The following is a 19,092-nucleotide window of genomic DNA, read 5'->3' on the forward strand; positions in this document are numbered from 1 at the left end:
GAGGCGGATGATCGCTTTCCGCCGCTTCAGCGCGTTCCGGACTCACGGTCGGCCCCAAAGCGGCCGGCCGTGATCCTCGCCCTCGACACCTGCCTGACCGCCTGCTCGGCCGCCCTGCTGGACGGCGAGACGGTGCTGGCCGCCCGCTCGGAGGCCATGCCGCGCGGCCACCAGGAACGGCTGGCCCCGCTGGTCCAGGCGCTGATGGCCGAGGCGGGCGTCGGCTTTCCGGCCCTGACCCGCATCGGCGTCACCGTCGGCCCCGGCAGCTTTACCGGCCTGCGCGTCGGCCTGGCCTTCGCCAAGGGTCTGTCCTCGGCCCTGTCGATCCCCTGCGTCGGGGTCGGTGCGCTGGAAGCCCTGGCCTACGGGCAGCCCGGCTTCGTCGTGGCGGTGATCGATGCCCGGCGCGAGCAGGTCTATGTGCAGATGTTCGGCGATGGCGTCGCCCTGATGGCCCCGGACGCCCTGGCGGCCGCGGACGCCGCCGCCCGGCTGGCCGAACTCTATCACGGCGGCCCGGCGACCCTGGTCGGCTCGGGCGCGCCGCTGCTGGCCCCGGCCCTGCCGTCGGCGACCGTGCTGACGCCCGACGGCCCGGACCCCGTGGCCGTCGCCCGCCTGGCGCAGCGCGGCCCCGACCCGCTGAAGCCGCCCCGACCGCTCTATCTGCGCGCGCCCGACGCCAAACTGCCGATATGACCCCGCGCAAGGTCCTTCACGACGATGCGCGCCAGCTGGCCGTGCTGCACGCCGCCGCCTTCGAGCGGCCGTGGGACGAAGCGGCCTTCGAGGCGCTGCTGGTCACCTTCAACGTCTTTGGCCTGATGCTCGACGGCCAGGGATTCATCCTCTGCCGCGCGGTGGCCGACGAGGCCGAGATCCTGACCCTCGCGGTCGCGCCGATGGTCCGCCGCAACGGCGCGGGTCGGGCGCTGGTCGAGGCGGCCGCCGACCTCGCCCGGGCGCGCGGGGCCGACAGCCTGTTTCTCGAGGTCGCGGCGACCAACACCGCGGCGCTCGCGCTTTACGCATCGACCGCCTTCGAAACCGCCGGATTGCGCCGCGCCTACTACGCCGACGGCGCCGACGCCCTCGTCATGCGTCGCACGCTTAACACCTGAGCCCCGCGCGCCTATCTTGCGCGCGACTCGCCTGGAGACCCGCCGTGGAACGCCTCGAAAAACTGTGCGTCGAAAAAGGGATGCGCATGACCGACCAGCGGCGCGTCATCGCCCGCGTCCTGTCGGTGTCCGCTGACCACCCGGACGTCGAGGAGCTCTATCGCCGGGCCCACGAGGTCGACCCGCACATCTCCATCGCCACGGTCTACCGCACGGTCCGGCTGTTCGAGGAGTCGGGCATCATCGAGCGCCACGACTTCCGCGACGGCCGCAGCCGCTACGAAGAGGCGCCCGACGTCCACCACGATCACCTGATCGACATGAAGACCGGCAAGGTCGTCGAGTTCGTCGACGAGGAGATCGAGGCCCTGCAGCAGGCCATCGCCCGCAAACTCGGCTACCGGCTGGTCGATCACCGGCTGGAGCTCTACGGGGTGCCGCTGGAAGAGTAGGGATTAGGGGGTAGGGATTAGGGGTTAGTCGAGCGGGGTGGCTGCGGTGGGTGTTCTTCACTAGCCCCTAGCCCCTAGCCCCTAGTCCCTTGGCGACGCTCCGCTCCCCACGCCCCAATCTTGCGCCGCCGCCCCCCGGCCCCCATAACGCGTCCATGACCGACGCCGCGCCGACGAAGCGCCTCTACATCAAGACCTACGGCTGTCAGATGAACGTCTATGACAGCGAGCGCATGGCCGATGTCCTGCGCCCGCTGGGCTATGCCGTGACCGACGAGCCGGAAGGCGCGGACCTGGTGGTGCTCAACACCTGCCACATCCGCGAGAAGGCCACCGAGAAGGTCTATTCCGAACTCGGCCAGATCAAGCTGATGAAGGGTCGCAAGGCCGACAGCGGCGGCCGCATGACCATCGCCGTCGCCGGCTGCGTCGCCCAGGCCGAAGGCGAGGAAATCATGCGCCGCCAGCCGGCCGTGGACCTCGTGGTCGGACCGCAGGCCTATCACCAGCTGCCCGAGTTGATCGCCCGCGCCCACCGCGCCACCGGCGAGCGGCTCAGCGCCGATTTCGCGGCCGACGAAAAGTTCGACGCCCTGCCCAGGGACCGCCACGTCACCGGCGTGACCGCCTTCCTCACGGTGCAGGAGGGCTGCGACAAGTTCTGCACCTTCTGCGTGGTGCCCTACACCCGCGGCGGCGAGTGGTCGCGGCCGGCCGGCGACATCCTCGCCGAGGCCCGGGTGCTGGCCGCCAAGGGCGTGCGCGAGGTCACCCTGCTGGGCCAGAACGTCAACGCCTATGACGGCGACGCCGGCGGCCTGGCCGGTCTGGTGCGCCAGCTGGCGGCCGTCGAGGGCCTCGACCGCATCCGCTACACCACCAGCCACCCGCGCGACATGGACGACGCCCTGATCGCCGCCCACGGCGAGGTCGAGGCGCTGATGCCCTACCTGCACCTGCCCGTGCAGTCGGGCAGCGACCGCATCCTCAAGGCCATGAACCGCGGGCACACGGCCGAGCACTACATCCGCCTGATCGAGAAGATCCGCGCCGCCCGGCCGGACATCGCCATGAGCTGCGACTTCATCGTCGGCTTCCCCGGCGAGCGCGACAGCGACTTCGAGGCGACCCTGGATCTGGTGCGCGAGGTCGGCTACGCCGGCGCCTTCTCGTTCAAGTACAGCCGCCGCCCCGGCACCCCGGCCTCGGCCATGCCGGGCCAGGTCGCGGCCGAGGTGATGGACGAGCGGCTGCAGCGGCTGAACGCCCTGCTGCAGGAGCAGCAGGAGGCCTTCAACCATTCGGTGGTCGGCCGCGTCGCCCCGGTGCTGATCGAGAAGACCGGCCGCCATCCCGGCCAGATCGGCGGCCGTTCGCCCTGGCTGCAGCCGGTGCATATCGACGGCCCCGAGCGGCTGATCGGCCAGATCCTGCCCGTGCGGATCGACAGCGCCACCCGGAACAGTCTGTCCGGGTCGCTGGTTCTGGAAACAGCATGAGCCGTCCGCCTGAATTCCTGCACCTGTCCGACGCGGCCGTCCGCGCCGTGTCCGGCCCCGGCGGCCGGCACGCGGCCCTGATCGAGGACGCCTTCAAGGTGCTGCTCGAGACCCCCGGCGGCGGCGTGTCGCTGGCCGGCGACCTGCGCGGCCGCGCGGCGGCCAAACGCGCCGTCCAGGCCCTGGCCGAGCTGGCCGACTCCGGCGCGCCGGTGGCCGACGCCGATGTGCGCGTGGCCATCGGCGACGCCCGCACCGGAGACGCCCCGGCCGCCCCCGGCGTGGCCGGCGGCGCGCGGCGCGGCCCGGTCTCGCCCAAGACAGCGACCCAGGCGCGCTACATGGACGACCTCGGCCGCCACGACCTGGTGTTCGGCCTTGGTCCCGCCGGCACCGGCAAGACCTTCCTCGCCGTGGCCCACGGCGCGGCCATGCTGATGCGCGGCGACATCGACCGGCTGATCGTCACCCGGCCGGCCGTCGAGGCCGGCGAGCGGCTGGGCTTCCTGCCGGGCGATCTGACGGAGAAGGTCGATCCCTACATGGCGCCCGTCTGGGAGGCCCTGACCCAGCTGATGGGCGCCGACCAGCTGCGCCGCCGCCGCGACAAGGGCGAGATCGAGGTCGCCCCGATCGCCTTCATGCGCGGCCGCACCCTGGCGCATGCCTTCGTCATCGTCGACGAGGCGCAGAACACCAGCCGGCTGCAGATGAAGATGGTCCTGACCCGCCTGGGCGAAGGCTCGCGCATGGCTGTCACGGGCGATCCCAGCCAGATCGACCTGCTCAATCCCAACGACTCCGGCCTGGCCCACGCCGTGGCCATTCTCGAGGGCGTCGAGGGCGTGGCGGTGACCCGCTTCACCGCCGCCGACGTGATCCGCCACCCGATGGTCGCCCGCATCGTCCGCGCCTATGACGCCGACGCGGCCAAGCGCACCGGGCAGTAGCGCCTTGGGCATCGACATCGAGATCGAGGACGAAGCCTGGTCCGCCGCCCTGCCGGACGCCGAGGCCCTGGCCCTGGCCGCGGCCGAGTCGGCCACCGCAGAAGGCGGCCTGACCATCCTGCTGACCGACGACGCGACGGTCGCCGACCTCAACCTGCGCTTCCGCGACAAGGCCGGCCCGACCAACGTGCTGAGCTTCCCGGCCCCGGCCAATCCCGAGCATCATCTGGGCGACATCGCCCTGGCCTACGGCGTCTGCGCCCGCGAGGCGGCCGAGCAAGGCAAGCCGCTGGCGCATCATCTGCAACACCTGGTGGCGCACGGCGTGCTCCATCTTGTAGGGTACGACCACAAGACGGAGACCGAAGCCGAGGAGATGGAAGCGCTGGAACGGCAGATCCTTGCCGGCCTCGACGTTCCCGACCCCTACGCCTGAGCACAATGACCACTTCCGACGACGCAAGTTCGCCGCCCGAAACGCCGAAGCCGAAGCGCGGCTTCTGGTCCCTGTTCAGCCGGGTGCGCCACGGCCTCGCCGGCGAGCCCGTCGCCGACCTGGAGCCGACCACCCAGGCCGGCGAGACCCTTGCCGCCCAGGCCCGAGCCTTCCAGACCCTGACGGTCGACGATGTCATGACCCCCCGGGCCGATATCGTTGCGGTCGAGTTCAACACCTCGTTCGACGCCCTGGTCGCCCAGTTCAGCGAGACCGAGCACTCACGCCTGCCGGTCTACCGCGGCACGCTCGATGACCCGATCGGCTTCGTGCACATCAAGGACGTGTTCAAGCTGCTGGCCAGCAAGGGCCGCCGCCCCGCGGGCGTGCTCAAGCGCCTGCGCCGCCCGGCCCCGGGGGTGCCCGGCTCGATGCGCGCGGCCACGTTGCTGGCCCAGATGCAGAAGACCCGCGTGCACATGGCGCTGGTCATCGACGAATACGGCGGCACCGAGGGACTGGTGACGCTGGAAGACCTGATCGAGGCCGTGGTCGGCGACATCGCCGACGAGCATGACGATGCGGCGGTCACCGGCCTGCGCGTGCTGGAGGACGGCATCATCGAGGCCAGCGCCCGCGCGCTGCTCGAGGACCTCGAGGCGGTGCTCGGCGAGGACCAGCTCGGCGACGGCGACCACGAGGAAGACATCGACACGGTCGGCGGCCTGGTCAGCGCCATCGCCGGCCGCGTGCCGCGCCGGGGCGACGTGATCCGCCTGTCGGACGCCTATGACATCGAGATCATCGCCGCCGATCCGCGCCGGGTGAAGCGCGTTCGCTTCCGGCCGCGTCCCGTCGAGCCGGCGGCGGACGAGACCGCGCCGGCGTGACCCGCCTCGATCCGGCCCGGATCCCCCGCTGGGCGCTGGCGCTGGCCGCCGGGCTCGCCACGGCCCTCGCCCACCCCCCGTTCGGCGTCCTGCCGGGCCTGCTGGGCTATCCCCTGCTGCTCTGGCTGGTCGACACGGCCGACGCCGGCCGGCCGCTGCGCTCGGCCTTCTGGCGCGGCTGGCTGGCGGGCCTGGCCTATTTCGCCGTCGGCACCTGGTGGATCGCCGAGGCCTTCCTGGTCGACGCCGCCAACCAGGGCTGGATGGCCCCGTTCGCCGTCACCCTGATGGCCGGCGGCGTGGCGCTGTTCTGGGGCGCGGCCTGCCTCGTCTATCGCTGGACCGGGATGACCGGCGTCACCCGCGTGCTGGTCTTCGCCGGCGTGTTCGCCGGTTTCGAGTGGCTGCGCGGCCATGTCCTGACCGGCTTTCCGTGGAACCTGCCGGGCGAGACCTGGAAGGCCGGGTCGGCGATGTCGCAGACCGCCTCGCTGGTCGGGGCCTATGGCCTGACCTGGCTGACCCTGGCCATGGCCGCGGCCCTGGCCGTCTGGCGCGAGGGGCGGGCCGGCAAGGCGGCCATCGGCCTGGCGGCGGCGACCTTCGCCGGGCTGTTCCTGTTCGGCGTCGTCCGCACCCGGCCCCACCCGGCGTCCCCCGGCCAGACGGCGCCGGTCATCCGCATCGTTCAGGCCGATATCCACCAGTCGGCCAAGTACGATCCCGCCGAGTTCCAGCGCATCGTCGACAAGTATGTCGCCCTGACCTCGCGTCCCTATCCGGGCGGCCGGGTCGCCGACATCGTGGTCTGGCCCGAAGGAGCGATTCCGGACGCCATCGACAACTATCTGGCCCCCGGCACCTGGACACGAAAGGCCATCGAGGGGTCGCTCAAACCGGGCCAGACCCTGCTGGTCGGGGCCTACCGCGTCGAAGGGACGCAGTCGGACTATCGCGTGTTCAACAGCCTCGTCGCCGTTCTCCGCACGGGCGAAGGTCTCGAGGCCTCCGGCGTCTACGACAAATACCGGCTGGTGCCGTTCGGCGAGTTCCTGCCGTTTGACAAGCTGATGGGCGCCTGGGGGGTAAAGACGCTGGTTCACGTCGGCGACGGCTTCAGTCCCGGCCCGCCGCCGGCGCCGCTGCATCCGGCCGGCCTGCCCGTGTTCCAGCCCCTGATCTGCTACGAAGGCCTCTACCCCGGCTTCACCCGGAACGGAGCAATGGCTTCCCGCACAAGGCCTGACTTCATCGTCAACGTCTCCAATGACGCCTGGTTCGGCGCGACCAGCGGACCGCTGCAACACCTCAACCTGTCCAGTTATCGTGCAATCGAGGAAGGCATCCCGATCGTTCGCGCGACGCCAACCGGGGTATCGGGCCTGATCGACGCGACCGGCGCCACAATACCCGGCGTCTTGCGCCTCGGAGACAGCGGGGTTATCGACAAAGCATTGCCTTCGCGACGTTTCGACACGCCCTATAGGCGACTTGGCGACACGCCGTTCCTGGTGATGCTGCTCATTTCGGGCCTCATTGGACTACTCAAACGGGTGGTTCCCGACTTGAAATGGCGGCGAAATAGGACTTAGGGGGACGAACAATTGAAAATGCCATTTTCACAGATCAGGCCCTCATGACGACGACGACTGAAACTGACCGCTCCCCCAATCCCGTTGACCTTCACGTTGGCGGTCGAATTCGCATGCGCCGCAAACTGCTGGGCGTGTCGCAGGAACGCCTGGCCGACGATCTTGGCCTGACCTTCCAGCAGGTCCAGAAGTACGAACGTGGCGCCAACCGGGTGAGCGCCAGCAAGCTCTACGAAATCGCCAAGTCGCTGCAGACCTCGATCGCCTACTTCTTTGAAGGCCTGGTGGACCCGTCGACCGCCCGCGCCGAGGGCGTGGCCGAGAGCGGCGCCGAGCCCTTCATCCACGACTTCCTGATGACGCCCGAAGGCCTCGAGCTCGCGGCGCTGTTCCCCAAGATCAAGCGCGGCCGCGTCCGCCGCCGGATTCTCGACCTGGTCCGCTCCATGGCCGAGGAAGAAGACGCCGAGGCCGGCGAGGCGTGATCGTCCCTGTCCGCCGGCGGCTGCAGGTCGCTTGCGGATATAAGGATATCTTTATAGGTTCCTCGAGACCGCTCGTTCCGGGCGGTCTCGTCGTATCCGGAGCCTGGTTGTGAATCGTTCTTCCTATCTCTTCACCAGCGAAAGTGTCTCCGAAGGCCACCCGGACAAGGTCGCCGACCGGATCAGCGACACGGTCGTCGACGCCTTCCTGACGGCCGATCCCGAGGCGCGCGTCGCCTGCGAAACCCTGGTCACCACCAACCGCGTGATCCTCGCGGGCGAGGTCCGGGCCGGAAAGCCGGGCGGCGACAAGGCCGCCAACAAGGCCTTCACCAAGGACATCATCAAGTCGCTGGAGCCCAGGGTCCGCGCGGCGATCCGCGACATCGGCTACGAGCAGAAGGGCTTCCACTGGGAGAAGGCCAGGTACGCCTGCTACCTGCACGGCCAGTCCGCCCATATCGCCCAGGGCGTTGACGCCGGGGCCAACAAGGACGAGGGCGCCGGCGACCAGGGCATCATGTTCGGCTACGCCAGCACCGAGACGCCGGAGTTCATGCCGGCGACCCTGCAGTACAGCCACAACATCCTGCGCCGGCTGGCCGAGCTGCGTCACTCGGGCGAGCTGCCGGACCTCGAGCCGGACGCCAAGAGCCAGGTGACGCTCGAATACGACGCCGACGGCCGCCCGCAGCGGGTCGTGTCGATCGTCGTCTCGCACCAGCACAAGAAGAAGATCGGCGGCAAGTCGCCGACCAGCAAGCGCGTGCTGGAGATGATCCGGCCGCACATCCTGTCGATCTTCCCGGACGGACTGGTGACGAAGAAGACCCAGTGGCTGATCAACCCGACCGGCAAGTTCGAGATCGGCGGGCCGGACGGCGACGCGGGCGTGACCGGCCGCAAGATCATCGTCGACACCTACGGCGGCGCGGCCCCGCACGGCGGCGGCGCCTTCAGCGGCAAGGACCCGACCAAGGTCGACCGTTCGGCCGCCTACGCCTGCCGCTACCTGGCCAAGAACGTCGTGGCGGCCGGCCTCGCCGACCGCTGCACGATCCAGATCGCCTACGCCATCGGCGTGGCCCAGCCGGTTTCGTTCCACGTCGACCTGCACCGCACGGGCCGCGTTGATCCGGCCCTGCTGGAGAAGATCCTGCCGGACCTGATCAACGGCGCGACGCCGCGGGCGATCCGCGAGCACCTGGGCCTCAACCGGCCGATCTACGCCCGCACCGCCGCCTACGGCCATTTCGGCCGCACGCCGGACAACGAGGGGGGCTTCAGCTGGGAGAAGACCGACCTGGTGCCTGAGCTGAAGAAGCTGGCCTAGGGCGTAGGGGTTAGGGCGTAGGGAGTAGTCGAACGGAGCGGGCCGCACTCTCGACGTGCTACGCCCTACTCCCTAATAGCTACGCCCTTCTCGCACCAAGCCCTCAGCCCCGCCCCCATGACCATCACCCCGCAACAACCGCACGGCGCCCTGCGCAGCTACGGCCGGATCAAGGCCCGGCCGATCAAGGCCAAACAGGCCGAGCTGCTGGAGAGCCTGGGGCCGAAGGTCGAGATTCCGGAGGTCCCGTTCGCGCCGCGCGACCTGATGCCGGAGGCGAAGGCCGTCTGGCTGGAAATCGGCTTCGGCGGCGGCGAACACATGGCCGGCCAGGCGGAACGGTCGCCCGACACCCTGATCATCGGCGTCGAGCCCTTCCTCAACGGCGTGGCCAGCGCCCTGCGCCACATCGAGGAACGGGGTCTGACCAACGTCCGGGTGCACCAGGGCGACGCCCGCGAGGTGGCCGCCCGCCTGCCGGACGGCTGTCTCGACCGGGTGTTCATCCTGTTCCCCGATCCCTGGCCAAAATCGCGGCACCACAAGCGGCGCCTCGTCCAGAGCGAATTCCTCGTCGAGCTGGCCCGGCTGTTGAAGCCGGGCGGCGGATTGCGCTTCGCCACCGACTGGGCCGACTACGCCGACTGGACCCGCGTCCGCGTCCCCGCCACAGGCCTGTTCACCGCGGTCGACGGCGATACGTCCGTCCCGCCCGCCGACCACCTGACGACCCGCTACGAGGAAAAACAGCTCGGCGACTGCCCGCCGGTGTTCCTGGACTTCGTCAGGACCTAGCCCTCCCGAACAGGCGGAAGGCGGCCTCTAGCTTTCCACCCCCCGAATCCCGATCTGATCGCCGCACCACACACACCCTTCTTCCAGGACATCCGACCATGAGCTTCACGATCCACCAGGCGTCCGCGCCGGTCTTCACGCGCGCCCTGACCAACCTGTCGGCGATGATCGACAAGGCGCTGGCCGCCGGCGTCGCCGAAGCGACGCTGCTCGAGGCCCGCCTCGCGCCGGACATGCATCCCTTCCCGCGCCAGATCCAGATGGCCTCCGACAGCGCCAAGGGCGCCATCGCCCGGCTGGCCGGCGTCGAGCCGCCGTCGATGCCCGACACCGAAACCACGATCGGGGAGCTGAAGGCGCGCATCGCCGCGACGATCGCCTACGCGAACAGCGTCGAAGCCGCCGCCTTCGACGGCGCGGAGGATCGCGAGGTGGTGCTGAAGTTCCCCAACGGCGAAATGAAGTTCGCCGGCGCCGACTATCTGACCGGCTTCGCGCTGCCGAACTTCTTCTTCCACATCACCATCGCCTACGCCCTGCTGCGGGCCAACGGCGCGCCGATCGGCAAGATGGACTTCCTCGGCGGCGCCCGCTGAGAATCCGGGGCTGACAAGGGCGATGAAGGGGCCTATAAAGGCCTCCACATCGTTTGAACGCGCTGGATGGCGCATTCGAGCGGCGACCGAGAGGTCGCCGCTTTTTGTTTGGATTTGAGACGGATGCGCGCGCGGACGGCGGAAGACGCCCAACTGCTCGAAATGCTGGACCCGGTCGCGGAAGCGGCCGGTTTCGAGATCGTACGCCTGCGTCTGATGGCCGGCAAGGAACGCCGCCGCCTGCAGATCATGGCCGAGACGCCGGACGGCGACATGACGGTCGAGGGCTGCACCGTGCTGTCGCGGGCCTTCTCGGAGGTGCTCGACGCGGCCGACCCGATCAGCGGCGAATACACGCTGGAGGTCTCCAGCCCCGGCATCGACCGGCCGCTGACCCGGCTGAAGGACTTCGACACCTGGGAAGGCTTCGAGGCCCGCATCGAGCTCGACCGCCTGGCCGACAACCGCAAGCGCTTCAAGGGCGAGCTGGCCGGGACCGAAGACGGCCAGGTCGGGATCAACATCGAGGGCGAGGCCGAGACCACCCTCTACATCCCGTTCGAATGGATCCTCGAGGCCAAGCTGGTCCTCGACGACAAGCTGATGAAACACGGCGCCGAAGAACGCGCCGCCCGCCTGCAATCCGAAACCGACACCGACCACGAGTCCTGAACCAGGGAAACCCCACCATGGCCACCGGCATTTCCGCCAACCGGCTCGAGCTCCTGCAGATCGCTGACGCGGTCGCCCGCGAAAAGGGCATCGACAAGGAGATCGTCATCGCCTCCATCGAGGAAGCGATCCAGAAGGCGGCCCGCAGCCGCTACGGCGCCGAGCACGACATCCGGGTCCACATCGATCCGAAGACCGGCGAGACCTCGATCAAGCGCTACCTGACGGTGGTGCCGGACGACGCCGAGTTCGAGGAAGAGGACGGCCACGGCAAGATCCGCCTGTCGGACGCCCTCGCCGCCGACCGCGACGCCTTCGTCGGCCAGGTGACCGAAGAGGAACTGCCGCCGTTCGAATTCGGCCGCGTCCAGACCCAGATGGCCCGCCAGGTCGTCACCGGGAAGGTCCGCGAGGCCGAGCGCGAGCGCCAGTTCGAGGAGTTCAAGGACCGCGTCGGCGAGATCGTCAACGGCAGCGTCAAGCGCGTCGAGTACGGCAACGTCATCGTCGACCTGGGCCGCGGCGAAGGCATCATGCGCCGCGACCAGTCGATCCCGCGCGAGAACTTCAACATCGGCGACCGCATCCGCTGCTACATCTACGACGTCCGTCGCGAGACCAAGGGCCCGCAGATCATGCTCAGCCGGGCCCACGGCGGCTTCATGGCCAAGCTGTTCGCCCAGGAAGTGCCGGAAGTGTACGACGGCGTCATCGAGATCCGCGCCGTGGCCCGCGACCCGGGCAGCCGCGCCAAGATGGCCGTGGTGTCCAACGACTCCAGCATCGACCCCGTCGGCGCCTGCGTCGGCATGCGCGGCTCGCGCGTCCAGGCGGTCGTCGCCGAACTGCAGGGCGAGAAGATCGACATCATCCAGTGGAACCCGGACGAGGCGACCTTCATCGTCAATGCCCTGGCCCCGGCCGAGGTCTCCAAGGTCGTCATGGACGAGGAAGACGAGCGCGTCGAAGTGGTCGTGCCCGACGAGCAGCTGTCGCTGGCCATCGGCCGTCGCGGCCAGAACGTCCGTCTCGCCTCGCAGCTGACCGGCTGGCAGATCGACATCATGACGGAGTCGCAGGAGAGCGAGCGCCGGCAGAAGCAGTTCGCCGAGACCACCGCCCTGTTCCAGGAAGCCCTGGACGTGGACGAGGTCATCGCCCAGCTGCTGGCCACCGAAGGCTTCGTCTCGGTCGAGGACGTGGCCTACGTCGAGCCGCATGAAATCGCGGCCATCGAAGGCTTCGACGAGGACACCGCCGAGGAACTGCAGACCCGCGCCCGCGAATTCCTCGACAAGGAAGCCGCCGCCCAGGACGCCCGTCGCGTCGAGCTGGGCGTCGAGGACGCCGTGCTGGAGATCGAGGGCGTCACCCTGCCGATGGCCGTGGCCCTCGGCGAAGGCGATGTGAAGACCGTCGAGGACCTCGCCGGCCTGGTGCCGGACGATCTGCGCGGCTGGTTCGAGAACAAGAACGGCGAGCGGGTTCGCGAGCCGGGCATCCTCGAAGCCTTCGCCCTGAGCCCCGACGACGCCGAAGCGCTGATCATGCGCGCCCGCGTGGTGATGGGCTGGGTCGAGGCCCCGCCGGAACCCGAGTACGAGCCGGAATACGAGCCGGAGGCCGAGTCCGAGGGTCTCGACAATCCCGAGGACCTCGATCTGGCCGCCGCTGAAGGCGAGGCGCAGGACGCGTGAGGGAAGGGACTAGGGATTAGGGATTAGGGGTTAGCCGATCGCGCTGACCCTCAACTCTTCACTAGCCCCTAGCCCCTAGCCCCTGGCCCCTGACCCCATGCGCGCTCCCTCCACCCACGCCCAGGCCTCCCGCGAACGTCGCGACATCGTCTCCGGCGAGGTCATGGACGAGGACCGGCTGATCCGTTTCGTCGCCGGACCGGACGGCGTGGTCACGCCCGACCTGGCGCGCAAGCTGCCGGGCCGCGGCATGTGGGTGGCGGCCGACCGGGCGAGCGTCGAGACGGCCGCGAAGAAGGGCCTGTTCTCGCGCTCGGCCAAGACGAAGCTGATCGCACCGGCGACGCTCGCCGACCAGGTCGAATCCCTGCTGCTGAAGCGGCTTCTTGACGGGCTGGGCCTTGCACGGCGCTCGGGAGACCTTACTTCGGGGTTCGAGAAGGTCATGTCGTCGATCCGCGGCGGCAAGGCCGCCTGGCTGATCGAGGCGACCGACGGCGCCGCGGACGGGCGTCGCAAGCTGCTCGGCGCGATCCATTCCAGCCCGTCTCCGCCCCGCCTGTTCGGCCTTTTTTCCTCCGAGGAATTGGGTTTGGCCTTGGGGGGCGAGAATGTGATACACACCGCCTTCCTTGCGGGGCGAGCCTCCGGACGCTGGACTTCAGACGCCCAGCGACTATCAGGCTTCCGTCCGCTTCTCCCCGAGAGTTGGCGCGAGGAGCCGTAGAAGACCGGGCGGCGACGCCTCGGTCCCTTCGCGGTTTGAACTAGACGATTTAAAGCCGGATACGCCGGCTGAGAGTTAAGCGAGACGCATGAGCGACGAGAACGACAACGGCCGGCCCGCCCGCCCCTCCCTCACCCTGAAGCCCCGCGCGGGCTCGGTGAATGCGGGCGTGGTCAAGCAGACCTTCAGTCACGGCCGGTCGAAGACGGTGGTGGTCGAAACCAAGCGGGTGCGCACGCACGCGCCGGGTGGCGGCGGCAACCTTGCCGGTCCGTCCGCCGCTGAAAAGCGTACGACCTATGATCCGCGTCCGGCTCAGGGCGGTGGTCGCCCGACCGTTTCCAACCCCGGCGGCCTGTCCGCCGAGGAGCACGCCGCCCGCCAGCGCGCCATCGACGCCGCCCGCGAAGCCCAGGAGCGTCAGGCCGCCCAGGCCCGCGCCCGCGCCGAGGAAGAGGCCCGCGCCCGCGCCGCTGAACAGGCTGCCCGCGCGCCGACGCCCGCTCCGACGCCCGCGGCCCCGGCCGCAGCGGCGCCCGTAGCGACGCCGGCTCCGGCCGCGCCTGTCGCCGCCGCGCCCGCTCCGGCCCCGGTCGCCCCGACGCCGGCCCCCGCGCCGGTCGCCCAGGCCCCGACGCCGGCTCCGGCCGCGCCCCAGGCCAACCAGACCCGCTCCTACGAGCCGTCGCGCGAACGTCGCGACGACCGCTCGAGCACCACCACCTACCGTCCGCCCAACGCCGGTCCCTACAACCAGCGGGCCCCGCGGCCGGACGCGGCCAACTTCGGCCAGCGCACGCCGCGCCCCGAAGGCGACCGTCCCTTCACCCCGCGCACGCCGCGTGAGGGCGACGCCCGTCCGCCGCGCGACAATGCGCGTCCGGGCGAGACCGTCCGATATTCGGCCCTGGCCCCGCGTCCCGCGCCCCGTCCGGGCGCGGCCCCCGGCGGTCCGCGCGGCGCCCGTCCGGGTCAGCCCGCGGCGGCTCCGGCCACGCCTGAAATCCAGCGCGCCACCCGTCAGGCCCCGCGGCCCGGCGGCGCCGGCGCGGTCATCGACCGCCGTCCCGACGATGATGATGATCGTCGCAAGGGCGCCGCGCCCGGCAAGGCCGTCTCGCGCACCAAGGGCGAACCCAAGCGTCGCGAAGGCCGCCTGACCATCCAGGTCCTGGCCGGTGACGACGAGGGCGCCGCCGAGCGCATGCGCTCGCTGGCCTCGGTCCGCCGGGCCCGTGAACGCGAGAAGGAAAAGCGCCGTGGCGGCGCCGCAGAACAGGCCCGCGTGGCCCGTGAAGTGGTCATTCCCGACGTCATCACCGTGCAGGAGCTGTCCAACCGGATGGCCGTGCGCGGCGTCGACATCATCAAGTTCCTGATGCGTCAGGGCGTGATGCTGAAGATCAACGACGTGATCGACAACGACACCGCCGAACTGGTGGCCACCGAATTCGGCCACACCGTCCGCCGCGTGTCGGAAGCCGACGTCGAAGAGGGCTTCCTCGACGCCGACGACCACGACGATCACCTGGAGCCCCGTGCCCCGGTCGTGACGGTCATGGGTCACGTCGACCACGGCAAGACCAGCCTGCTCGACGCCCTGCGTGCCACCGACGTGGTGGCGGGCGAAGCCGGCGGCATCACCCAGCACATCGGCGCCTACCAGGTCCGCCTGAAGAGCGGCGACCGCGTCACCTTCCTCGACACCCCGGGCCACGCGGCGTTCAGCGCCATGCGCGCCCGCGGCGCCAACATCACCGACATCGTCATCCTCGTGGTGGCGGCCGATGACGGCGTCATGCCGCAGACGATCGAGGCCATCCAGCACGCCAAGGCGGCCGGGGTCCCGATCATCGTGGCCGTCAACAAGATGGACAAGCCGGACGCCAATCCGACGCGGGTCGTCAACGAGCTGCTGCAGCACGAGATCGTCGTCGAAAGCCTCGGCGGCGAAACCCAGATCGTCGAAGTCTCCGCCAAGACCGGCGCGGGCCTGGACGAACTGGTCGAGCGCATCCTGCTGCAGGCCGAACTGCTGGACCTCAAGGCCAACCCCGACCGCACGGCCGAGGGCGTGGTCATCGAATCCAAGCTGGACAAGGGTCGCGGCGCTGTCGCCACGGTGCTGGTCAAGCGCGGCACCCTGCGTCGCGGCGAGATCGTCGTGGCCGGCGCCGCCTGGGGCAAGGTTCGCGCCCTGCTCAACGAACGCGACGAGCAGCTGACCGAAGCCGGTCCCTCGACCCCGGTCGAGATCCTCGGCCTCGACGGCACGCCCGATCCCGGCGAGCCGTTCGCCGTGGTCGAGAACGAGGCCCGCGCCCGCGAGCTGACCGAGTACCGTGTCCGGGTGAAGCGCGAGCGGTCCGCCGCCAGCGGTCCGATGGCCGGCGCCTCGATGGCCGACATGATGGCCAAGCTGCAGGACAAGCGCATCAGCGAGCTGCCCCTGGTCATCAAGGGCGACGTGCAGGGTTCGGTCGAAGCCATCGTCGGCGCGCTGGAGAAGATCGGCACGGACGAAGTCCGCGCCCGCATCATCCTTTCCGGCGCCGGCGCGATCAGCGAAAGCGACGTGATGCTGGCCAAGGGCGCCGGCGCCCCGCTGCTCGGCTTCAACGTCCGCGCCTCTCGTCAGGCCCGTGACCTGGCCGTGCGCGAAGGCGTCGAGATCCGCTACTATTCGATCATCTACGACCTGATCGACGACATCAAAGGCGTGCTCTCGGGCATGCTGGCGCCGATCCAGCGCGAAACCTTCCTCGGCAACGCCAAGGTCCTGCAGGCCTTCGACATCTCGAAGGTCGGCAAGGTCGCCGGCTGCCGGGTCACCGAGGGCGTTGTCCGCCGCGGCGCCAAGGTCCGGATCGTCCGCGAGAACGTGGTCGTGCTGGAACTGGGCACCCTGCAGACGCTCAAGCGCTTCAAGGACGAGGTGGCGGAAGTCACCAACGGCATGGAGTGCGGCATGGCGTTCGCCGGCTTCCAGGACATCCGCGAAGGCGACGAGATCGAATGCTTCACCGTCGAAGAGGTCAAGCGCCAGCTGGCGTAGGACGCTTCACGAGCGACACTGCGAAAGGCGCGGAGAGCGATCTCCGCGCCTTTTTCGTTGGTGGACCCCGGTCTCTCTGTCAGTCCGGACCCGCCCTGCGATGTGGCGCGGTTCGCCATGGGCGCGGCGGGATGATCGACTGGGCGGCGACGCCGCGGACCGAGAGGGCCTTCGCCGCGCGGCGCGGCTGACGGGCGGGGCGCGCCCTTGACCCGGGGGCGGAGGCGCCCTGTTCTTCACCTGGACGCGCAAGCGCAGCCCCGGACCAACCGGGTCGCGCCGACTCTTTGGGGAGAGACGGATGCCCATCACACGAAAGCAGATCCTCGCCGGCGTGGTCGGCGGAGCCATCGCCGGGCCGGGCGATCTGCTCGCCGCCACGGCGCAGTTCGGCGTTCCGCTGGACATCGTCTGCCGGTCGGTCGCGGCCGGCTGGGTCGGGCGGGACGCGGCGATGGCCGGCGGCCTGCCGATGGCCGCGCTTGGATTCGTCTCCGACCTGGGCATCGCCGTCGTCGCGGCCCTGATCTATTGCGTCGTCACCCCGCCGCGCGAGATCGCCCGACCGTGGCTCAACGGGACCCTGTTCGGCCTGGCCATGTTCACCGTGATGCGCTTCATCATCACCCCGCTGTCGCTGGCCGGGCACGGCAAGATGGCCCCGATGGTGCTGGCCGAGAGCCTGCTGGTGCACGCCTTCATCTTCGGTCTGCCCGTCGCGCTGGTCGCCAGCCTGGTGCTGAAACCCGGTCCTGACCGCCCCATTTCCGCCGTCTGATCGCGGCAAGGAGACCCCATGATCCGCACGCTCGCCCTCCTCGCGCTCATGGTCGTCACCCTCGCCGGCTGCGCCACGGCCAGCCGGTTCGACGCGGCCGGAGACGTGCACAGCCTGCTGGTGGCGATCCGCGACAACGACCGCGCGGCGTTCGACCGCTATGTCGACCGCAAGGCCCTCAAGCAGAACCTCGAGGGCCGGGTGATGCGCGAAACCACCCGCCCGGACATGGACGACGGGGCCAGGGCCCTGGCGGCGCTGATCGCGCCCAACCTGGCCGACATCGCCGTCGAGGCGCTGATCCGGCCGGAGGTGTTCCGCGCGGTGGCCAACTACTACGGCTACACGCCGGACAAGCCGCTGCCCGACCGCCTGGCGATCGGCGCCGCGCTGAAATACCTCGACGACGGCCGGGTCTGCGCGACGAAGAAGAAGGACGGGCCCTGCCTGCTGACCTTCACCAACGTCGAGGGGACCTGGAAGCTGTCCGGCTTCGAGGGCGACCTCGCCGACCTGCGCGGCCAGCGCCGCAAGACCCCGTAAGAGTTCTTCCATGACCCGTCCGTTCCGCACCGCCGCCCTGGCGGTCCTGATCCTGTCCCTCGCCGCCCCGGCCTTCGCGGCCCAGAAGCGCATGGTCACCTATGACGCGGTCTCGCCCACGGCCCGGCGACTGACCGGGGCGGGCCTGACGTTCGTGTTCACCAAGTCGCTGCTGCGCACGCGCGTCTACGCGGTGCGGGCCACGGCGGTGGCGGTCGGCGTCGTGCCGCGTCCGTCGACCGACGGCGAGATCAACCGCAAGCTCGACGCCCTGATGGGCGCCGAGGCCGGGACCGGGACGCTCTACGCCATCGACCCGGACGCGCAGGAAGGCCGGATCATGATCGCCGCCTTCTGTCCGGGGTCGACGAAGGGCTGGCTGTCGCTCGGCCAGATCGGCTCGCGCCGCGACCTCAGGGTGTTCGCCTTCGGCGACGACCCGACGACCGGCGAACCGCGCCTCTGCGGCGACATGCTGTTCACCTTCCACGGCGAGTGGCGCATGCCCGGCCCGCTGAACGACGGCGTCACCGACCGGGTGTTCTCGCCCGATTTCGGCCGTCCGGGGTCCTGAGGGACTTCTCCTTCTTGCCCGGACCAGCCTAGTCTTCCGCCAAACGGGCGGGGGAACGACATGGCCGACATCGACGCGCTGAAGGACTACGAGCGCTTCACCTTCACCGACGGGCCCTGGACCCGCGAGGTGTTCCGCCGCGGAACGGGGCCGGCGGTGATCATCATGCACGAGATCCCCGGCCTGCATCCGCTGGTCGTCGACTACGCCGACCGCGTCGCCGCCGCCGGCATGACGGTGTTCCTGCCCAGCCTGTTCGGCGCGCCGGGCAAGCCCGTGTCGAACGGCTACGCTGTCGGCCAGATGGTCCTGAACATCTGCATCCGCCGCGAATTCAACGCCTGGGCCAACGGCAAGTCCTCGCGGATCGTCGACTGGCTGCGCGCCCTGGCCCGCAAGGCCCACGCCGAATGCGGCGGCCCGGGCGTCGGGGCCCTGGGCATGTGCTTCACCGGCGGCTTCGCCCTGGCCATGATGACCGAGCCCTCGGTGATCGCGCCGGTGCTCAGCCAGCCGTCGCTGCCGCTGGGCAGGAAGGGCGCGCGGACCATCGACTGCTCGGCCGCCGAGATCCGCTGCGCGAAGCAGCGATTCCAGGACGAGGACCTCAGCCTGCTGGGCCTGGCCTTCCACGGCGACCCCTTCGTGCCGCCCGGCCGGTTCGAGATGCTCAAGGAAACCTTCGGCGACCGCTTCGAGGCGATCGAGCTCAATCCGGAAGACGCCCGGCAGGGCACGGGCATGCCCGGCCACTCGGTGCTGACCATCCATCTCAACAACAGCGGCCCGACCAAGGCCGCCGAGGCGCGGACGATCAGCTTCTTCCGCCACCGCCTCGGACTGGACAGCGCCCCCCCGCGGGCCTAGAAGCGCGCCCTTTCCGCCCATCCGGGG

20 protein-coding genes are annotated in these 19,092 nt (G+C 70.0%); all 20 read left to right on the plus strand.

Annotation, left to right across the window (positions count from 1 at the left end; translation table 11 throughout):
* Positions 1–69: 69 nt before the first annotated feature.
* The 20 genes from tsaB to AC1RN0_RS06870 all read left to right on the plus strand — a co-directional run bounded on the left by tsaB (position 70) and on the right by AC1RN0_RS06870 (position 19,065).
* Complete coding sequence (gene tsaB / locus AC1RN0_RS06775; protein ID WP_492786671.1) at positions 70–702, plus strand: tRNA (adenosine(37)-N6)-threonylcarbamoyltransferase complex dimerization subunit type 1 TsaB; 633 nt, start codon at positions 70–72, stop codon at positions 700–702.
* Positions 699–1,124 carry a ribosomal protein S18-alanine N-acetyltransferase gene (gene rimI / locus AC1RN0_RS06780; RefSeq protein WP_492786672.1) on the plus strand — a complete coding sequence of 142 codons (426 nt, stop codon included), beginning with the start codon at positions 699–701 and terminating at the stop codon, positions 1,122–1,124. The genes tsaB and rimI overlap by 4 nt, the downstream gene beginning before the upstream one ends.
* 44 nt (positions 1,125–1,168) lie before the next feature.
* Positions 1,169–1,576 carry a Fur family transcriptional regulator gene (locus AC1RN0_RS06785; protein ID WP_492786673.1) on the plus strand — a complete coding sequence of 136 codons (408 nt, stop codon included), beginning with the start codon at positions 1,169–1,171 and terminating at the stop codon, positions 1,574–1,576.
* 155 nt (positions 1,577–1,731) lie between these two features.
* Positions 1,732–3,075, plus strand: coding sequence for a tRNA (N6-isopentenyl adenosine(37)-C2)-methylthiotransferase MiaB (miaB, locus tag AC1RN0_RS06790; protein ID WP_492786674.1), 1,344 nt, complete (start codon positions 1,732–1,734; stop codon positions 3,073–3,075).
* On the plus strand, positions 3,072–4,025 hold the full coding sequence (locus AC1RN0_RS06795) for a PhoH family protein (protein ID WP_492786675.1): 954 nt from the start codon (positions 3,072–3,074) through the stop codon (positions 4,023–4,025). The genes miaB and AC1RN0_RS06795 overlap by 4 nt, the downstream gene beginning before the upstream one ends.
* Positions 3,991–4,461, plus strand: a complete 471-nt coding sequence (gene ybeY / locus AC1RN0_RS06800; protein WP_492786676.1) for an rRNA maturation RNase YbeY — start codon at positions 3,991–3,993, stop codon at positions 4,459–4,461. Before AC1RN0_RS06795 ends, ybeY begins: the two co-directional genes overlap by 35 nt.
* 5 nt (positions 4,462–4,466) lie before the next feature.
* Positions 4,467–5,351 carry a hemolysin family protein gene (locus AC1RN0_RS06805; RefSeq protein ID WP_492786677.1) on the plus strand — a complete coding sequence of 295 codons (885 nt, stop codon included), beginning with the start codon at positions 4,467–4,469 and terminating at the stop codon, positions 5,349–5,351.
* Positions 5,348–6,943, plus strand: a complete 1,596-nt coding sequence (lnt, locus tag AC1RN0_RS06810) for an apolipoprotein N-acyltransferase (RefSeq protein WP_492786678.1) — start codon at positions 5,348–5,350, stop codon at positions 6,941–6,943. The genes AC1RN0_RS06805 and lnt overlap by 4 nt, the downstream gene beginning before the upstream one ends.
* 44 nt (positions 6,944–6,987) lie before the next feature.
* Positions 6,988–7,428 carry a helix-turn-helix domain-containing protein gene (locus tag AC1RN0_RS06815; RefSeq protein WP_492786679.1) on the plus strand — a complete coding sequence of 147 codons (441 nt, stop codon included), beginning with the start codon at positions 6,988–6,990 and terminating at the stop codon, positions 7,426–7,428.
* A gap of 109 nt (positions 7,429–7,537) precedes the next feature.
* Positions 7,538–8,761: a methionine adenosyltransferase gene (gene metK, locus AC1RN0_RS06820; RefSeq protein WP_492786680.1), complete on the plus strand. Its 1,224-nt coding sequence runs from the start codon at positions 7,538–7,540 to the stop codon at positions 8,759–8,761.
* Between the two features lie 117 nt (positions 8,762–8,878).
* On the plus strand, positions 8,879–9,556 hold the full coding sequence (trmB, locus tag AC1RN0_RS06825) for a tRNA (guanosine(46)-N7)-methyltransferase TrmB (RefSeq protein WP_492786681.1): 678 nt from the start codon (positions 8,879–8,881) through the stop codon (positions 9,554–9,556).
* 98 nt (positions 9,557–9,654) lie between these two features.
* Complete coding sequence (locus tag AC1RN0_RS06830) at positions 9,655–10,152, plus strand: DUF1993 domain-containing protein (RefSeq protein ID WP_492786682.1); 498 nt, start codon at positions 9,655–9,657, stop codon at positions 10,150–10,152.
* Positions 10,153–10,275: 123 nt separating this feature from the next.
* Complete coding sequence (gene rimP, locus AC1RN0_RS06835; protein ID WP_492786683.1) at positions 10,276–10,824, plus strand: ribosome maturation factor RimP; 549 nt, start codon at positions 10,276–10,278, stop codon at positions 10,822–10,824.
* Positions 10,825–10,841: 17 nt separating this feature from the next.
* Positions 10,842–12,521, plus strand: coding sequence for a transcription termination factor NusA (gene nusA, locus AC1RN0_RS06840; protein ID WP_492786684.1), 1,680 nt, complete (start codon positions 10,842–10,844; stop codon positions 12,519–12,521).
* Between the two features lie 97 nt (positions 12,522–12,618).
* Positions 12,619–13,248: an RNA-binding protein gene (locus AC1RN0_RS06845; protein WP_492786685.1), complete on the plus strand. Its 630-nt coding sequence runs from the start codon at positions 12,619–12,621 to the stop codon at positions 13,246–13,248.
* A gap of 88 nt (positions 13,249–13,336) precedes the next feature.
* Entirely contained in the window at positions 13,337–16,303 is a 2,967-nt protein-coding gene (infB, locus tag AC1RN0_RS06850; protein WP_492786686.1) for a translation initiation factor IF-2, read from the plus strand.
* Positions 16,304–16,604: 301 nt separating this feature from the next.
* Positions 16,605–17,081: a hypothetical protein gene (locus AC1RN0_RS06855; protein WP_492786687.1), complete on the plus strand. Its 477-nt coding sequence runs from the start codon at positions 16,605–16,607 to the stop codon at positions 17,079–17,081.
* An 18-nt stretch (positions 17,082–17,099) separates the two neighbouring features.
* Positions 17,100–17,624, plus strand: coding sequence for a DUF2939 domain-containing protein (locus tag AC1RN0_RS06860; RefSeq protein WP_492786688.1), 525 nt, complete (start codon positions 17,100–17,102; stop codon positions 17,622–17,624).
* 10 nt (positions 17,625–17,634) lie between these two features.
* On the plus strand, positions 17,635–18,198 hold the full coding sequence (locus AC1RN0_RS06865; RefSeq protein ID WP_492786689.1) for a hypothetical protein: 564 nt from the start codon (positions 17,635–17,637) through the stop codon (positions 18,196–18,198).
* Between the two features lie 60 nt (positions 18,199–18,258).
* Positions 18,259–19,065 (plus strand): dienelactone hydrolase family protein, encoded by an 807-nt coding sequence (locus AC1RN0_RS06870; RefSeq protein WP_492786690.1) that lies wholly within the window; start codon positions 18,259–18,261, stop codon positions 19,063–19,065.
* The last annotated feature ends 27 nt before the right edge of the window (positions 19,066–19,092 follow it).

It is taken from the genome of Caulobacter sp. GW821-FHT12F03 (genome assembly GCF_058806855.1).

What these genes read in the sequence shown, in the direction of transcription:
- rimI (WP_492786672.1), top strand. Translation starts at nt 699, where the DNA reads ATGACCCCGCGCAAGGTCCTTCACGACGATGCGCGCCAGCTGGCCGTG.
- miaB (WP_492786674.1), top strand. Translation starts at nt 1,732, where the DNA reads ATGACCGACGCCGCGCCGACGAAGCGCCTCTACATCAAGACCTACGGC.
- AC1RN0_RS06795 (WP_492786675.1), top strand. Translation starts at nt 3,072, where the DNA reads ATGAGCCGTCCGCCTGAATTCCTGCACCTGTCCGACGCGGCCGTCCGC.
- ybeY (WP_492786676.1), top strand. Translation starts at nt 3,991, where the DNA reads ATGACGCCGACGCGGCCAAGCGCACCGGGCAGTAGCGCCTTGGGCATC.
- AC1RN0_RS06805 (WP_492786677.1), top strand. Translation starts at nt 4,467, where the DNA reads ATGACCACTTCCGACGACGCAAGTTCGCCGCCCGAAACGCCGAAGCCG.
- AC1RN0_RS06815 (WP_492786679.1), top strand. Translation starts at nt 6,988, where the DNA reads ATGACGACGACGACTGAAACTGACCGCTCCCCCAATCCCGTTGACCTT.
- trmB (WP_492786681.1), top strand. Translation starts at nt 8,879, where the DNA reads ATGACCATCACCCCGCAACAACCGCACGGCGCCCTGCGCAGCTACGGC.
- AC1RN0_RS06830 (WP_492786682.1), top strand. Translation starts at nt 9,655, where the DNA reads ATGAGCTTCACGATCCACCAGGCGTCCGCGCCGGTCTTCACGCGCGCC.
- rimP (WP_492786683.1), top strand. Translation starts at nt 10,276, where the DNA reads ATGCGCGCGCGGACGGCGGAAGACGCCCAACTGCTCGAAATGCTGGAC.
- nusA (WP_492786684.1), top strand. Translation starts at nt 10,842, where the DNA reads ATGGCCACCGGCATTTCCGCCAACCGGCTCGAGCTCCTGCAGATCGCT.
- AC1RN0_RS06845 (WP_492786685.1), top strand. Translation starts at nt 12,619, where the DNA reads ATGCGCGCTCCCTCCACCCACGCCCAGGCCTCCCGCGAACGTCGCGAC.
- infB (WP_492786686.1), top strand. Translation starts at nt 13,337, where the DNA reads ATGAGCGACGAGAACGACAACGGCCGGCCCGCCCGCCCCTCCCTCACC.
- AC1RN0_RS06855 (WP_492786687.1), top strand. Translation starts at nt 16,605, where the DNA reads ATGCCCATCACACGAAAGCAGATCCTCGCCGGCGTGGTCGGCGGAGCC.
- AC1RN0_RS06860 (WP_492786688.1), top strand. Translation starts at nt 17,100, where the DNA reads ATGATCCGCACGCTCGCCCTCCTCGCGCTCATGGTCGTCACCCTCGCC.
- AC1RN0_RS06865 (WP_492786689.1), top strand. Translation starts at nt 17,635, where the DNA reads ATGACCCGTCCGTTCCGCACCGCCGCCCTGGCGGTCCTGATCCTGTCC.
- AC1RN0_RS06870 (WP_492786690.1), top strand. Translation starts at nt 18,259, where the DNA reads ATGGCCGACATCGACGCGCTGAAGGACTACGAGCGCTTCACCTTCACC.